Origin of the sequence: Enterobacter cloacae complex sp. IR5450 (assembly GCF_049238665.1) — a bacterium.
GTDB classification, from domain to species: Bacteria; Pseudomonadota; Gammaproteobacteria; order Enterobacterales; family Enterobacteriaceae; genus Enterobacter; species Enterobacter hormaechei_C.
In genome coordinates, this window is the sequence record NZ_JBMKIC010000020.1 from 77,725 (window position 1) to 89,845 (window position 12,121).

Sequence of the window (12,121 nt, forward strand, 5' to 3'; positions counted from 1 at the left end):
AAATGCATTGAACGCGATTATAGAATAAAACGGCTCAGATCTTCATCTGCCACTAACGCATCCAGGTGTTTGCCCACATAGTCTGCGTCAATGGTAATGCTTTGACCGTTAAGGTCGCTCGCATCATAAGAGATGTCTTCCATCAGGCGTTCCAGCACGGTGTGCAGACGACGCGCACCGATGTTCTCGGTGGTTTCGTTGACCTGCCACGCGGCCTGGGCGATGCGCTTGATACCGTCATCGGTAAATTCAATGTTCACGCCTTCGGTCGCCATCAGCGCTTTGTACTGTACGGTCACAGAAGCGTTTGGCTCAGTCAGGATACGTTCGAAATCTTCGGTGGTCAGCGCCTGCAACTCAACGCGGATTGGCAGACGACCCTGGAGTTCCGGGATCAGGTCAGACGGGCTGGCAATCTGGAACGCACCGGAGGCGATAAACAGAATGTGGTCAGTTTTAACCATGCCGTGCTTGGTGGAGACGGTGCACCCTTCCACCAGCGGCAGCAGGTCGCGCTGAACGCCTTCGCGGGAGACATCCGGGCCGGACGCGTTGCCGCGCTTACAGATTTTGTCGATTTCGTCGATAAACACGATACCGTGCTGCTCAACCGCGTCGATAGCGTCCTGTTTCAGCTCCTCCGGGTTAACCAGCTTCGCGGCTTCTTCTTCAATCAGCAGCTTCATCGCGTCTTTGATTTTCAGCTTACGCGCTTTCTGCTTTTGCCCGCCCAGGTTCTGGAACATGGACTGCAACTGGCTGGTCATCTCTTCCATGCCCGGAGGCGCCATAATTTCCACGCCCATTGGCGCGGCAGCGAGATCGATCTCAATCTCTTTATCGTCCAGCTCGCCTTCGCGCAGTTTTTTGCGGAATGCCTGACGCGCAGCAGAAGGTTCAGACTGCTGTTCAGCCTGTCCCCAGTTGTTTTTTGCCGGTGGGATCAGCACGTCGAGAATACGCTCTTCGGCCATCTCTTCGGCGCGATAGCTGTTTTTCTCAATCGCCTGGACGCGCACCATCTTAATCGCCGAATCGGTCAGATCGCGGATGATGGAGTCCACTTCTTTACCCACATAGCCCACTTCGGTGAACTTAGTGGCTTCAACTTTGATGAACGGCGCGTTAGCCAGTTTGGCCAGACGACGGGCGATTTCGGTTTTACCCACACCGGTCGGGCCGATCATCAGAATATTTTTTGGCGTCACTTCGTGGCGAAGCTCTTCGTCGAGCTGCATGCGACGCCAGCGGTTACGCAGTGCGATAGCCACGGAGCGCTTGGCATTGTCCTGGCCGATAATGTGTTTGTTCAGTTCGCTGACAATTTCGCGTGGGGTCATTTCAGACATGGGCGATCCTTACGCTTTAGACGGTAATTCTTCGATGGTGTGATTGTGGTTGGTATAGATGCAGATATCACCTGCAATATCCAACGCTTTCACCGCGATATCGCGCGCGTTCATGTCGGTATTTTCCAACAGCGCACGGGCTGCGGCCTGGGCGTACGGGCCGCCAGAGCCGATGGCAATCAGGTCGTTTTCAGGCTGAACTACGTCGCCGTTACCGGTGATGATCAGCGAGGCGTTTTCGTCAGCCACGGCCAGCAGCGCTTCGAGCTTGCGTAGCATGCGGTCGGTACGCCAGTCTTTTGCCAGCTCAACGGCGGCTTTCACCAGATGACCCTGATGCATTTCCAGTTTGCGTTCAAACAGTTCAAACAGCGTGAAGGCATCAGCCGTGCCGCCTGCGAAACCGGCGATCACTTTGTCGTTATAAAGACGACGTACTTTCTTCACGTTGCCTTTCATGACGGTATTACCCAGCGTGGCCTGGCCATCACCGGCAATTACCACCTGGCCGTTACGGCGTACACTTACTATTGTTGTCACGAGCAGACCCCCTGGTTACAGATTCGGGAAACAGAAGCCCTGAGCCTGTGCTCAGGGCTGAATTAAATGATAGATGGGGGGGATTTTGGGGGTTTCAACCCCCGGAGGCGAGTCGAATGCAGTTTGTGTGGCCAGCCACTTTCAAACGGGAAATGGTGCCATCGGCATTTTCTTTGCCTTTGACCGGTCCAATCACTACGCGATTCCAGCCGTTATTGGTGGTAATGCGTGAGTCAAATCCTTCAAATGCCAGCTGAGCACGCACCGTTTCTGCCTGTTCGGCGCCTTTAAACGAACCGCACTGAACCATCCAGCGGCGTTCATCTTTTTTCTCAGCCGTCTGCTTCGGCACCTCGGTCTCTTTGGTGACCGGCGCAGCCTGCTGCGTTTTTGGCTGTTGCGCAGTGGTATGCGCAGGCGTCTGCAACAGATCCTGATACGGCTGTGCCGTTTGCTTCTGCGGCTGCGCCTTCGGTTGCTGCTGGACAGGCTGAGTTTGTACGGTACGCGTCTGCTGCTGCGGTTGTGAACGCGGCTGCTGTACCGGCTGCGTCTGCGTCCACTGCTGCTGTTGCGTTTGCTGCTGAGCCTGACGCTGGCGCTGCAATGTTTGCTGACGCTGCGCCGGGGTTTGTTCGTTCCACGGCACTTCGTTCAACTGCGTAGGCTGCTGGCGCATGTCCGCCTGCATCTGAGCGAGCAATTGACGCTGTTCGTCCGTCAGCTGATCGGCATTCTTCACTTCACCCCCGGCAGAAGGCTCGGTAGGCGCACGTACGCCAGGCTGGCGGCTTTCCAGCTCTTTAATGTAGCGCCAGCGCTCTTCAGGCTTAGGAGGAAGGCCGTTGCCGACGACCTTGTTACCCTGAAGGGCTTCAGACTCTTCTTTTTTATGATGCGTAATGAAGTAGAGGCCGCCAATAAAGGCCACCAGCACGGCCGCAGCAATGGCGACCATGGCTGGGGAGACAGCAGACAGGCTACGTTGCTTGCTTTTTGAACTACTCTTTTTGCGTCGCGAAGGTGCCGGCTGGCCGCGACGTACATAATCTCGTTGTGCCACTATCGTTTCGCTGTATTTATTCGTTCGTCAGCCCGCCATGTTACTTAAGCGACGGGGCTTTGACCAGATAAGGGTGTCGAAAGGTATTTACTTTAAGTTAATGCCTGGGTAGAGCCGCGCACAATTAGCTCACAATCCAGTAGCCGTGACCCACTGCTAACTGTTTGACCGTGCAGCTGATCCAGCAAAAGCAGCATCGCTTCCCGGCCAATGTCATACCGCGGCTGTGCAACGGTCGAAAGCGGCGGATCGCAAAACTCCGAAAGCGAAATATTATCAAAACCGATTATCGACAGGTCCTGCGGCACACGCAGGCCGTGACGTTTGGCGTAGGATAACGCCCCTAGCGCCATCACGTCGCTGTGGCAGAAGACCGCGGTAGGCGGTTCTGGCAAGGCCAGCAATTTTTCCAGCGCCTGCCCGCCCGCTTCAAAGGTGAAATCACCGCGCGCAATGTAGTGCGGATCGACGATAGCCCCGGTACGGCGCAGCGCCTGAACGTAGCCCTGCAAGCGGTAATGACACAGCGGCATCTCTTCTGGTCCGGCGATACAACCGATGCGCTTATGCCCCAGTTCCTGAAGATAGTTCACGGCGTTGAACGCGGCGGTGAGGTTATCGATATGAACGGTTGGCAGCTCCAGCTCCGGCGCGAATTCGTTCGCCATGACCATCGGCGGTAAATTGCGCTGTTCTTCAATGCTGGCATCAAACGGCAGGCGTGAGCCAAGCAGCAGCATGCCATCAATCTGCTTGGTGATGATCAGGTCGATGAACGTTTTTTCCTGCTGGTTCTGGTGGGCACAATCGCCAATCAGCACCAGATAGCCCTGGGCGGCGGCCGTGACTTCAATGCCGCGGATGATTTCGCTGAAGAAGGGATCGCAGATGTCCGGCACGATCACCAGGATGGTGCGGGATTCGTTGCGTTTTACGTTACGCCCCATGGCTTGCGGAAAATAACCGACCTCAAGCGCCGCCTTTTCAACCCGGTTTCGGGTCGCCTGGGAGACTTTGTCAGGGTTCATCAATGCGCGGGACACGGTTGCTGTTGAGACTTGTGCTTTCTCGGCAACGTCTTTCATGGTCGCCGAGGCAACCTCTTTCCTGGACTTCAACGTCTTCTCCTCGCCTGAACACCGAACTGCGGACAGCACCATTTTTACAGATAGTTAATGGAATCGGTTACAGAATTTTCATAAAAAGTGTGAGGCGCATTAAATTTTTCGATCCGTCTTCAGCCTTCAATCGGATCGACGTCCAGAACCCACTTCACTTTTCGCGCTTCCGGCAGGGCATTGATCAGCGCCAGCGTGCCGCTGACGATCTGCTGTAAACGGATACGCGAGGGGTGCTGAAGTAAGAGTTGCCAGCGGAAACGGCCGCCGCGTTTCGGGGCGAGCGCGGGTACCGGGCCTAAAATCCACAGCTGATTATCCACCAGCGGGCTGGCTTGCAGGAGGTTTCTCAGCTGTTGCAGGAACAGCGGCGCCTGCTGGTTATTATGGTCTTCCGCACGGATGATAACGTGGCTGGTCCACGGGGGAAGCTGCATCGTCTGACGTTCGGCCAGCGCCTGGTCCGCGAAGGCGTCATAGCCTTTGTGCAGCAGGGTTTGCAGCAGCGGATGTTCAGGGTGGTGCGTTTGCAGCACCACCTCGCCCTGCTTACCCGCTCGACCAGCGCGACCGGCAACCTGGGTATAAAGCTGGGCGAAACGCTCGGCGGAGCGAAAATCCGCGGAGAACAGCGCGCCGTCGACGTCCAGCAGGGCGACCAGCGTCACGTCCGGGAAGTGGTGCCCTTTCGCCAGCATCTGAGTACCAATCAGGATACGCGCGCCGCCACGATGTACTTCCGCCAGTTGCTGCTCCAGCGCCCCTTTACGGCTGGTGGTATCCCTGTCGATACGGGAGATGGGCACATCCGGGAAGAAGGGCGCGAGCGCCTGTTCAAGCTGTTCCGTTCCCAGACCGACCGGCACGATGTGCGTTGAGCCGCAGGACGGGCACTGACGGGGGACCGGACGCTGGCTGTTGCAGTGGTGGCAGCGCAAATGGCGCTGAGCCTGGTGGAAGGTGTAGTAGTGATCGCAGCGCGGGCACTCCGCGATCCAGCCGCAGTCGTGGCACAGCAGCGCAGGCGCAAAGCCGCGGCGGTTCAGGAACAGGATCACCTGGTTGCCCGCCTGCAAATGCTGACGCATGCGGCTAATCAGCGCAGGCGCTAACCCGGCCTGCACCTGCTGACCTTTCAGATCCAGCACATGCTGAATGGCCGGGCGGGCATTTCCCGCGCGGCGCGTCAGGCGCAGCATGTGGTATTTACGCTGGCGAACGTTGTGCAGCGTTTCAAGCGCGGGGGTGGCAGACCCGAGAATAATGGGGATTTGCTCGCTGTGGGCGCGGTATACGGCTAAGTCGCGGGCGTGATAGCGCCAGCCTTCCTGCTGTTTATAGGAGCTGTCATGCTCTTCATCGATCACGATAACGCCGAGATTTTTAAACGGCGTAAACAGCGATGAACGGGTGCCGATCACAATCGCCGCTTCGCCGTTTTTCGCTTTCAGCCAGGCGCTGAGGCGCTCGCTGTCGTTCAGGCCGGAGTGCAGAACCTCAACGGGCGCATTAAAACGTTCACGGAAACGCGCGATGGTTTGCGGCGTCAGGCCGATTTCCGGCACCATCACCAGCGCCTGTTTGCCCTGTGCGAGCACATTTTCCAGCACGCTCAGATACACTTCGGTTTTACCGGAGCCGGTGACGCCCGCCAGCAGCCAGGCGGAAAAACGATCGGCAGCGCTGTGAATCGCGCCTACGGCGGTGGCCTGCTCGGTATTCAGACGCAGACGATCGCCCGAGACGGAAAAGCCGTCGCGCCAGTCGTGAAGGGCAGGTGCTTCACTGGCCAGCTCGCTCAGCCCTTTCTTCCTTAATGCCTGCAACGCGGTTTCGCTTACCTCAAGCTCGTCGACCTGATGGCGCCAGATTTTTCCCTGGCGCAGCGCGGCCAACGCCTGCTGCTGTTTTTGCGAGCGCTTCAGGCTGTTAATGTCCACCGCCTGGCCCTGCTCGGTGGCAAACCAGTACCACATTGGCGCGTGGCTGGCGCTCTTACCCTGGCGCAGCATAATGGGCAGGGCATGGAACAGGACGTCGCCAATCGGATGATGATAATAATCTGCCGCCCACAGCAGCAGTCGCCAGGTGCTGGTGGAGTAAACCGGCTCGCTGTCCAGCACCTCAACAACCGATTTCAGCTCGTTAAGCGGCAATTCGCTTTTGTCGCTGACGGACACCACGATCCCCACGCGCTGCTGTTTGCCAAACGGCACGGTCACGCGACAGCCCGCTTTGGCGCTCATGCTGTCGGGCAGCAGGTAGTCAAAGGTGCGGGGAAGCGGAACGGGCAGGGCAACGTGAGCGACGGGCATCGAATCTTCCTGACTTGAAAAGTGGCGCGTTAGTATACACATTAGTGAAAGCGGCGTGCGGATCAGTTTGCATACGTTGGTCAAATTCTGTATGATTCGCCGCCTTTGGTGTATTTTACGCCAAAGAACTTACATTCAACATCGCGTGGTGTCTGGCGTTAGGGCTGGAAGAGCGACGCGGCCTTAACTGAGGTTCTCCCATGAAAAAAGATATTCACCCGAAATACGAAATGATTACTGCAAACTGCTCTTGCGGTAACTCTATCCAGATCCGCTCTACCGTGGGTCACGATCTGAACCTGGACGTGTGCGGCAAATGCCACCCGTTCTACACTGGTAAGCAGCGTGATGTTGCAACCGGTGGCCGTGTTGACCGCTTCAACAAGCGTTTCAGCATCCCGGGCGCTAAATAAGCATCCAGAAGAAACCGCCTCCGGGCGGTTTTTTTGTGCCTGTAATATCTCTCCTGAATTAATTCTGTATTTATATTTCCTCTTCAAATATATATTTTAATTTTTCCGAAAAATAATCACCGTGTCTTAATATATTCCTATTTATACGGATAGTGAGCTTTATCTCTGTATTCTTGGCCTGTTTGCCATTTTATTGCCGGATATGGCAATAAATAAAAGGTTTCCCTCTGGGTGTAAAATTACACTGCGCTCGACATAAATTCTTATTTGCCATTTCAACAGCGATGGCTTTCAGGGTGTATTTACTTTGAGGGAAAAGGATGAAACTGAAGCAACTTTTATTCGTGCTTCCATTACTATCGTGCGCGGCGCAGGCGGGATATGTTGATTACCGACACGAGTATTACGACGATGGACGTAACTATGACCGTGTGTACATGTCACACCGTTTCGGGACGGGCTTTGGTGTGGCCGTAGAGGCCGTCTCACGCTCAGACGAAAAGCAATCTAATGATGCGCTCAATAATATGGAGAGTAACAGCAACGAATATACTGCCAGCTACCAGTTTACCTGGCAGGGATTTATCTGGCAGCCGGGTGTCGCGGTTGAAATGGGTGACGACATGGCTATTTATAAACCCTATTTACGCGTACAGTATAATATTAATGACAGCTGGTGGACGGCGTTCCGTTATCGTACCGAATATACCCGCCGTAATGCAGACGGTAAAGATGACAGACTGGTATATCGCCCGGAAATGTGGCTGGGATATAATATTGATAACTGGATGTTTGAGCTGAACGGAATTTATAAATTCGCCGACAACGAAGATCTGTATAACAACAAAAAAGAGGATTACGAATATAACTTCCGCGTGGCGTATAACATCGATTCGTGGGTGCCATTCGTGGAGGTGGGTAATGTCTCTTCCGGCTATAACACTGCTACCACTGACGACCGACAAACGCGTCTGCGTGTCGGCTTAGGTTACAACTTCTGAGAAACCATCCCGCTGAGCACCCTCAGCGGGACCGCATCGCTGTTAGTATTCCCAGGTCTCCGGGTCGATACCCAGTTCACGCATGATCACCTTCGCCTCTTCCGGGATTTCGTCACTGCGTTCTTTACGCAGATCGTCATCGTTCGGCAACGGTTGGCCGGTAAACGCATGCAGGAACGCTTCGCACAGCAGTTCGCTGTTGGTGGCGTGACGCAGGTTGTTCACCTGACGACGCGTACGTTCATCGGTGAGGATCTTCAACACCTTCAGAGGAATGGACACCGTGATTTTCTTGACTTGCTCACTCTTCTTACCGTGCTCAGCGTATGGGCTGATATATTCGCCGCTCCATTCAGCCATGAGATACCTTTAATCCTCTCAGTCATTAATCTAAAGGTGCAAAACCCGTAACCATCAGTTTTGAACCGTAATCTTGCGTAGTTTACCGTAGAGACGATACCGAGGCACGGATATTGCCGCTGTAGCGTGTCCTAAAGCATATAATTTTAACGGCTATTTGCGCATTGCTCAATCTATACGCAAAGAAGTTTAGATGTCCAGATGTATTGACGTCCATACTTTCAATGTTTACTCTGGTGCCTGACTTTTCACCTCATTCGCCAGGAAGCCTCACCATGACGCGTAAACAGGCCACCATCGCAGTGCGTAGCGGATTGAATGATGACGAGCAGTACGGCTGCGTTGTCCCGCCAATTCATCTCTCCAGTACCTATAATTTCACCGGATTTAATGAACCTCGCGCGCATGACTACTCGCGTCGCGGCAATCCTACGCGCGACGTCACCCAGCGCGCGCTGGCGGAACTGGAAGGCGGCGCAGGGGCGGTATTAACCAATACCGGCATGTCTGCCATTCACCTGGTAACCACAGTGTTCCTGAAACCTGGCGATCTGCTGGTGGCACCACACGACTGTTACGGCGGCAGCTATCGTCTGTTTGATAGCCTGGCGAAACGTGGCTGCTACCGTGTGCTGTTTGTCGATCAAAACGACGAACAGGCGCTGAAACAGGCGCTTGCCGAGCAGCCGAAGCTGGTTCTGGTGGAAAGTCCAAGCAATCCATTGTTGCGCGTAGTCGATATTGCGAAAATTTGTCAGCTCGCAAGGGATGCGGGAGCGATAAGTGTAGTGGATAATACGTTCCTCAGTCCGGCCCTTCAGAACCCACTGGCACTGGGTGCCGATCTGGTGTTGCATTCATGCACGAAATATCTGAACGGCCATTCTGACGTGGTGGCGGGCGTGGTGATTGCCAAAGATCCCGACGTTGTCACCGAACTGGCATGGTGGGCCAATAACATTGGCGTCACCGCGGGCGCGTTCGACAGCTATTTGCTGCTGCGCGGTATTCGCACGCTATCACCGCGTATGGACGTGGCGCAGCGTAATGCCCAGGCGATCGTGGATTTCCTGAAAACCCAGCCGCTGGTGAAAAAGCTTTATCACCCGTCGCTGCCGGAAAACCAGGGGCACGAGATTGCCGCGCGCCAACAGAAAGGATTTGGCGCGATGTTAAGTTTTGAACTGGACGGTGACGAGCAAACGCTGCGTCGCTTCCTGAGCGGGTTGTCATTGTTTACGCTGGCGGAATCCTTAGGGGGAGTAGAAAGCTTGATCTCCCACGCCGCAACTATGACGCACGCAGGTATGGCACCCGAAGCACGTGCCGCCGCCGGGATTTCCGAGACGCTGCTGCGTATCTCGACCGGTATTGAAGATTCTGAAGATTTAATTGCCGATCTGGAAAATGGCTTCCGGGTCGCAGCCAAGGGGTAATCATGAGTGTGATAGCGCAGGCAGGGGCGAAGGGTCGTCAGCTGCACAAGTTTGGTGGTAGTAGTCTTGCTGATGTGAAATGTTACCTGCGTGTCGCAGGGATCATGACCGAGTATTCACAGCCGGGGGACATGATGGTTGTCTCTGCGGCAGGCAGCACCACCAACCAGTTGATTAGCTGGCTGAAACTGAGCCAGACCGATCGCCTCTCTGCGCATCAGGTGCAACAGTCCTTACGTCGTTACCAGAGCGAACTGATTGCCGGTTTGCTGCCTGCGGACGTGGCGGACGGGCTGATTAGCGCTTTTACGCACGACCTTGAGCGTCTGGCCGCTCTGCTGGACAGCGGCATTACCGATGCGGTGTATGCCGAAGTGGTTGGCCACGGTGAAGTGTGGTCTGCGCGCCTGATGGCCGCCGTGCTGCAACACCTGGGTGTGGAAGCCGCCTGGCTCGACGCGCGTGATTTCCTGCGTGCCGAACGTGCCGCGCAGCCGCAGGTGGACGAAGGGTTGTCCTACCCACTGCTGCAACAGCTGCTGGTGCAACATCCCGGTAAACGTATTGTCGTCACCGGCTTTATCAGCCGCAGCAATGCCGGCGAAACCGTTCTGCTGGGCCGTAACGGCTCTGACTACTCGGCAACACAGATTGGTGCCCTGGCGGGCGTGTCCCGCGTCACCATCTGGAGCGACGTGGCCGGTGTGTACAGCGCGGACCCGCGCAAAGTGAAAGATGCCTGCCTGCTGCCGCTGCTGCGTCTCGACGAAGCGAGCGAGCTGGCGCGTCTGGCGGCCCCGGTGCTGCACGCGCGCACGCTACAGCCGGTTTCCGGCAGCGACATCGACCTGCAACTACGCTGTAGCTACACGCCGGATCAGGGTTCCACCCGCATCGAGCGCGTGCTGGCATCCGGTACGGGCGCGCGCATTGTCACCAGCCACGATGACATCTGCCTGATTGAGTTCCAGGTGCCTGCGGGCCAGGATTTCAAACTGGCGCACAAAGATATCGACACCATCCTGAAACGTGCCCAGGTGCGTCCGCTGGCCGTTGGCGTACATAACGATCGTCAGCTGTTGCAGTTCTGCTATACCGCTGAAGTGGTGGACAGCGCCCTGAAAATTCTGGATGAAGCGGGCCTGCCGGGCGAGCTTCGCCTGCGTCAGGGGCTGGCGCTGGTGGCGATGGTAGGCGCGGGCGTCACCCGTAACCCGCTGCACTGCCACCGCTTCTGGCAGCAGCTGAAAGGCCAGCCGGTGGAGTTCACCTGGCAATCAGAAGAGGGCATCAGCCTGGTTGCCGTTCTGCGTAAAGGGCCAACCGAAAGCCTGATTCAGGGCCTGCATACCTCCCTGTTCCGTGCGGAAAAACGCATCGGCCTGGTGCTGTTTGGTAAAGGCAACATCGGTTCCCGCTGGCTGGAGCTGTTCGCCCGCGAACAGGTCACGCTCTCGGCGCGTACCGGGTTCGAATTCATTCTCGCAGGCGTGGTGGACAGCCGCCGCAGCCTGCTGAACTACGAAGGGCTGGATGCCAGCCGCGCGCTGGCCTTCTTTAATGATGAAGCCGTCGAGCAAGATGAAGAGTCGCTGTTCCTGTGGATGCGTGCGCACCCGTATGACGATCTGGTAGTGCTGGATGTGACCGCCAGCGAGCAGCTGGCCGATCAGTATCTGGATTTCGCCAGCCACGGGTTCCACGTCATCAGCGCCAACAAGCTGGCGGGCGCGAGCAGCACTGATAAATATCGCCAGATCCACGACGCGTTCGAAAAAACGGGTCGTCACTGGCTGTATAACGCCACCGTTGGCGCAGGTCTGCCGGTTAACCATACCGTGCGCGATCTGATTGAAAGCGGCGACAGCATTCTGGCGCTGAGCGGGATCTTCTCCGGCACGCTCTCCTGGCTGTTCCTGCAATTTGACGGCACCGTGCCGTTCACCGACCTGGTGGATCAGGCGTGGCAGCAGGGTTTAACCGAGCCGGATCCGCGCGTTGACCTTGCCGGTAAAGACGTGATGCGCAAGCTGGTGATCCTGGCGCGTGAAGCCGGCTACGACATTGAGCCGGGTCAGGTACGCGTTGAGTCGCTGGTGCCTGCGGGCTGCGAGGAAGGGTCCGTCGATCACTTCTTCGAGAACGGCGACGAGCTGAACGAGCAGATGGTGCAACGTCTGGAAGCGGCTAACGAGATGGGGCTGGTGCTGCGTTACGTGGCGCGCTTCGAGGCGAACGGTAAAGCGCGCGTGGGCGTGGAGGCGGTGCGTCCTGAACATCCGCTGGCGGCGCTCCTGCCATGCGACAACGTCTTCGCCATCGAAAGCCGCTGGTACCGCGATAACCCGCTGGTGATCCGTGGCCCGGGCGCGGGGCGCGATGTCACCGCCGGAGCCATTCAGTCCGACATTAATCGTCTGGCTAAGCTGCTGTAACGTCTGCATTTCCCTCTCCCTGTGGGCTGAGGGATCCCCAGTAATATGGTCATGCCACCATGACCATATTACTGTACTCTTTTCCCAGCTT

General features: G+C 56.4%; 10 protein-coding genes. 4 read left to right on the forward strand and 6 right to left on the reverse strand.

The annotated features are described in order from the left end of the window. Positions 1–17: 17 nt before the first annotated feature. From hslU to priA, 5 genes are all read right to left on the reverse strand, one after another. The gene (gene hslU, locus ACOTYB_RS15815; protein WP_409248956.1) at positions 18–1,349 is read right to left on the reverse strand and encodes an HslU--HslV peptidase ATPase subunit; all 1,332 of its coding nucleotides are present in this window, start codon (positions 1,347–1,349) and stop codon (positions 18–20) included. A 9-nt stretch (positions 1,350–1,358) separates the two neighbouring features. Then, a complete protein-coding gene (hslV, locus tag ACOTYB_RS15820) occupies positions 1,359–1,889 on the reverse strand; it encodes an ATP-dependent protease subunit HslV (protein ID WP_003862036.1) in 531 nt (176 codons plus the stop codon). A gap of 94 nt (positions 1,890–1,983) precedes the next feature. Continuing rightward, on the reverse strand, positions 1,984–2,952 hold the full coding sequence (gene ftsN, locus ACOTYB_RS15825) for a cell division protein FtsN (RefSeq protein WP_003862037.1): 969 nt from the start codon (positions 2,950–2,952) through the stop codon (positions 1,984–1,986). A 92-nt stretch (positions 2,953–3,044) separates the two neighbouring features. Next, positions 3,045–4,070: a DNA-binding transcriptional regulator CytR gene (cytR, locus tag ACOTYB_RS15830; protein WP_003862038.1), complete on the reverse strand. Its 1,026-nt coding sequence runs from the start codon at positions 4,068–4,070 to the stop codon at positions 3,045–3,047. A gap of 119 nt (positions 4,071–4,189) precedes the next feature. Beyond that, on the reverse strand, positions 4,190–6,385 hold the full coding sequence (priA, locus tag ACOTYB_RS15835; protein WP_220153440.1) for a primosomal protein N': 2,196 nt from the start codon (positions 6,383–6,385) through the stop codon (positions 4,190–4,192). Between the two features lie 200 nt (positions 6,386–6,585). Between priA and rpmE the strand changes: the two genes are divergently transcribed. Together rpmE and ACOTYB_RS15845 are read left to right on the forward strand one after the other, a co-directional pair. Beyond that, positions 6,586–6,798 (forward strand): 50S ribosomal protein L31, encoded by a 213-nt coding sequence (gene rpmE, locus ACOTYB_RS15840; RefSeq protein ID WP_003862040.1) that lies wholly within the window; start codon positions 6,586–6,588, stop codon positions 6,796–6,798. A gap of 320 nt (positions 6,799–7,118) precedes the next feature. Further along, positions 7,119–7,799, forward strand: a complete 681-nt coding sequence (locus tag ACOTYB_RS15845) for an oligogalacturonate-specific porin KdgM family protein (RefSeq protein WP_032608106.1) — start codon at positions 7,119–7,121, stop codon at positions 7,797–7,799. A 42-nt stretch (positions 7,800–7,841) separates the two neighbouring features. On the opposite strand, the gene metJ is transcribed toward ACOTYB_RS15845, so the two are convergent. After that, on the reverse strand, positions 7,842–8,159 hold the full coding sequence (metJ, locus tag ACOTYB_RS15850; RefSeq protein WP_003862042.1) for a met regulon transcriptional regulator MetJ: 318 nt from the start codon (positions 8,157–8,159) through the stop codon (positions 7,842–7,844). Positions 8,160–8,434: 275 nt separating this feature from the next. Between metJ and metB the strand changes: the two genes are divergently transcribed. Both metB and ACOTYB_RS15860 read left to right on the forward strand, forming a co-directional pair. Beyond that, positions 8,435–9,595, forward strand: a complete 1,161-nt coding sequence (metB, locus tag ACOTYB_RS15855) for a cystathionine gamma-synthase (protein ID WP_017383102.1) — start codon at positions 8,435–8,437, stop codon at positions 9,593–9,595. 2 nt (positions 9,596–9,597) lie between these two features. Continuing rightward, the gene (locus tag ACOTYB_RS15860) at positions 9,598–12,030 is read left to right on the forward strand and encodes a bifunctional aspartate kinase/homoserine dehydrogenase II (RefSeq protein WP_003862044.1); all 2,433 of its coding nucleotides are present in this window, start codon (positions 9,598–9,600) and stop codon (positions 12,028–12,030) included. Positions 12,031–12,121 lie beyond the last annotated feature (91 nt).

Bases quoted from the DNA above. Each gene is read 5' to 3' on its own strand.
- hslU (WP_409248956.1), bottom strand. From the start codon at position 1,349: ATGTCTGAAATGACCCCACGCGAAATTGTCAGCGAACTGAACAAACAC.
- priA (WP_220153440.1), bottom strand. From the start codon at position 6,385: ATGCCCGTCGCTCACGTTGCCCTGCCCGTTCCGCTTCCCCGCACCTTT.
- rpmE (WP_003862040.1), top strand. From the start codon at position 6,586: ATGAAAAAAGATATTCACCCGAAATACGAAATGATTACTGCAAACTGC.
- ACOTYB_RS15845 (WP_032608106.1), top strand. From the start codon at position 7,119: ATGAAACTGAAGCAACTTTTATTCGTGCTTCCATTACTATCGTGCGCG.
- metJ (WP_003862042.1), bottom strand. From the start codon at position 8,159: ATGGCTGAATGGAGCGGCGAATATATCAGCCCATACGCTGAGCACGGT.
- metB (WP_017383102.1), top strand. From the start codon at position 8,435: ATGACGCGTAAACAGGCCACCATCGCAGTGCGTAGCGGATTGAATGAT.
- ACOTYB_RS15860 (WP_003862044.1), top strand. From the start codon at position 9,598: ATGAGTGTGATAGCGCAGGCAGGGGCGAAGGGTCGTCAGCTGCACAAG.